4 protein-coding genes are annotated in these 2,883 nt (G+C 68.9%); all 4 read right to left on the bottom strand.

Going from position 1 to position 2,883, the window contains the following annotated elements; all coding sequences use genetic code 11:
• Positions 1 to 495, bottom strand: a 495-nt coding sequence (locus tag C5O18_RS08200; protein WP_241146788.1) for a YhdP family protein, incomplete at its 3' end; no start/stop codon positions are given.
• 27 nt (positions 496 to 522) lie between these two features.
• The gene (rng, locus tag C5O18_RS08195) at positions 523 to 2,001 is read right to left on the bottom strand and encodes a ribonuclease G (RefSeq protein ID WP_105193055.1); all 1,479 of its coding nucleotides are present in this window, start codon (positions 1,999 to 2,001) and stop codon (positions 523 to 525) included.
• A gap of 3 nt (positions 2,002 to 2,004) precedes the next feature.
• Complete coding sequence (locus C5O18_RS08190; protein WP_105193053.1) at positions 2,005 to 2,592, bottom strand: Maf family protein; 588 nt, start codon at positions 2,590 to 2,592, stop codon at positions 2,005 to 2,007.
• Positions 2,593 to 2,601: 9 nt separating this feature from the next.
• Positions 2,602 to 2,883: rod shape-determining protein MreD (mreD, locus tag C5O18_RS08185; protein WP_105193051.1), on the bottom strand; the 282-nt coding region annotated here is incomplete at its 5' end.

The raw sequence follows: 2,883 nt of genomic DNA, 5'->3' as shown, positions 1-2,883 counted from the left end.
ATTCATGCCCGGCTGGGCCAGCAGCCAGCGCAGCGCCTGCTGCGCGCTTTCGGGGTCGGACTTTCGCAGCCCGGACAGCTCGACGACCTCGATGCCGCCGCCGGCGCGTGGCGCCAGCGTCAGCTTCAGCCCGTGGATCGTGGTCTCCAGCCGGGGACTGAGATCGCGCAGGGTCGCCCACCAGTCCGGACGCGTGACCACCGACGGCACCACCAGCAGGGGCCTGTCCGGGCGACCGGCATCATGGATCGCGACCTGCTCCGCCTTCAGTTGCGGCGTCAGCCCCTGCCACTCGCCACGCACGCTGCCCAGGCGGATCTGCAGGCCGGTACGCTCGGTGAGCAGACGCTCGATGGCCGGCTTCTGCCCCGACACCAGCGGCAGCAGCTCGCGCCCCACACCCACCACCAGCGCCAGCGGAATGAGCACGATGGCCAGCGCCCAGAGCAGGCCGTGCAGCAGACGGTCGAGGCGCGACACCGGCGGATGCGTCATGCCGGAAGGCCTCCCCGCGCCGGCAGGTCAGAGCAGCACGACATCGTATTGCTCCTGGCTGTACATGGCCTCGACCTGGAAACGGATGGGCTTGCCGATGAACTGCTCGAGGTCGGCGACAGCGGCCGACTCCTCGCCCAGCAGGCGGTCGATGACACGCTGGTTGGCGACCACGGAATAGCCGTTGGCGGCATCGTAGGCGCGGGCCTCGCGCAGGATCTCGCGGAAGATCTCGAAGCAGATGGTTTCCGCCGTCTTCACCGTGCCGCGCCCGGCGCAGGTCGGACAGGTCTCGCAGAGCAGATGCTCCAGCGACTCGCGCGTGCGCTTGCGGGTCATCTCCACCAGGCCCAGCTCGGAGACCTGGGTGATCTTGGTGCGGGCGTGGTCGCGCGCCAGCATCTTCTCCAGCGAGCGCAGCACCTGCTGGCGGTGCTCCTGCTCCTCCATGTCGATGAAGTCGATGATGATGATGCCGCCCAGATTGCGCAGCCGCAGCTGGCGGGCGATGGCGTGGGTGGCCTCGAGGTTGGTCTTGAACACCGTGTCCTCGAGGTTGCGGCTGCCGACGAAGGAGCCGGTATTGACGTCGACCGTGGTCATGGCCTCGGTCTGGTCGATGATCAGGTAGCCGCCGGACTTGAGCAGCACCTTGCGCTGCAGCGCCTTCTGCAGGTCGTCCTCGACGTTGTAGAGGTCGAACAGCGGGCGCTCGCCGGGGTAGTGCTCGAGCCGGTCCTCGACGCCGGGCACGAACTCACGGGCAAACTCGATGGCCTTGCCGTAGGTCTCGCGGGAATCGATGCAGACCTTGATCACGCCCGGCCCGACCAGATCGCGCAGGGTGCGCAGCGACAGCGGCAGCTCCTCGGAGATCAGCGCCGGGCCCTCGGTCACCAGCGCGCGCTCGCGCACGTGGCGCCAGAGCTTGAGCAGGAAATCCATGTCGTGACGCAGCTCGGCGTCCTGCACGCCCTCCGCCACCGTGCGCACGATGAAGCCGCCGCCCAGCTCGTCCGGACTTTCGGCGCGCAGGCTGCGGATCTGCTGTTTCAGGTGCTCGCGCTCGACCTCGTCCTCGATCTTCTGGGAAATGCCGACCTGGTCGCCGAACGGCATGTAGACCAGATAGCGCGAGGGAATGGAGAGGTCCATGGTCAGGCGGGCGCCCTTGGTGCCCATCATGTCCTTCATGACCTGGACAGTGATCGACTGGCCTTCGTGCAGCTCGTGGATGGCCGCCGGCCGCGTGCCTGCCGCGCCCAGCCTGACCTCGTTGAGATGGATGAAGGCCGTGCGGCTCAGGCCGATCTCGACGAAGGCCGCCTGCATGCCGGGCAGCACCCGCACCACGCGACCGCGATAGATGTTGCCGACCAGACCGCGCCGCGCCGTGCGCTCGACGTACAGCTCCTGCACGATGCCGTTCTCGACCAGGGCCACGCGCGACTCCATGGGCGTGACATTGATCAGGACCTCGTCGGTATTCGGCACGCGTGTCTGCATCGGTCACTCCCAGAGCGGATGGTCCGCCTGCCTGAGCAGGGCGGCGGTTTCGGCCAGCGGCAGGCCGACCACGTTGCTGTAGCTGCCGCGAATGCCGGCGACATACAACGCCGCGCGGCCCTGGATGGCATAGCCGCCGGCCTTGTCCTGCGGCTCGCCGCTGGCCCAGTAGGCCTCCTGCTCCTGCGCCGGAATGGGCAGGAAGTCCACCGCGGTCGACACCACCCGGCTGAGGATGCGATCGCCATGCACCAGCGCGACACCGGTCAGCACCTGGTGATCCGGCGAGGGCAGCAGCGCCCAGATACGGCGTGCATCATCCAGCGAGGCCGGTTTGCCGAGTATTTCACCTCCGGCCAGCACCGTGGTATCCGCCGCAAGTACCCATGCCGGACCGTATCCGGCGGCCTCGGCCTGCGCCCGCCCCGCCTCGGCCTTGGCCCGCGCCAGGCGCAGCACGTAGTCGGCGGCGGCCTCGCCCGGCCGCACCGACTCGTCGATATCGACCCGCAGCACCTCCGGCCGCAGGCCGATCTGGCGCAGCAGCTCGAGGCGGCGGGGAGAAGTCGAGGCCAGCAGCAGGCGCGCCATGGGGTCGCCTCAGCGCTGGGTCCAGCGGCGCAGCGACAGCAGGATGGTCGGCCAGATCAGCGCGCTGGCGATCACCGGCAGGAAATAGTCCCACTGTGCCGGCACCTGCCCCAGCAGGGACAGCTCGACGAAGCGCACCAGGCGGCCCGCCAGCACCAGCAGCAGGACCAGCACCGTGGTCTGGCGGATCGAGAAGACGCCGGTCCAGCGCTGCGTCATGCGGCCCAGCCAGACCACGATGACCAGCGAGGACGCATGCAGGCCGACCGGCGTGGCCAGCAGGATATCCAG

It is taken from the genome of Amnimonas aquatica (genome assembly GCF_002943415.1).
Classification (GTDB): Bacteria; Pseudomonadota; Gammaproteobacteria; order Pseudomonadales; family Moraxellaceae; genus Perlucidibaca; species Perlucidibaca aquatica_A.
Note: the sequence above shows the minus strand (reverse complement) of the source record. Positions and strands in the feature narration are given on the sequence as shown.

Bases quoted from the DNA above. Each gene is read 5' to 3' on its own strand.
- rng (WP_105193055.1), bottom strand. From the start codon at position 2,001: ATGCAGACACGCGTGCCGAATACCGACGAGGTCCTGATCAATGTCACG.
- C5O18_RS08190 (WP_105193053.1), bottom strand. From the start codon at position 2,592: ATGGCGCGCCTGCTGCTGGCCTCGACTTCTCCCCGCCGCCTCGAGCTG.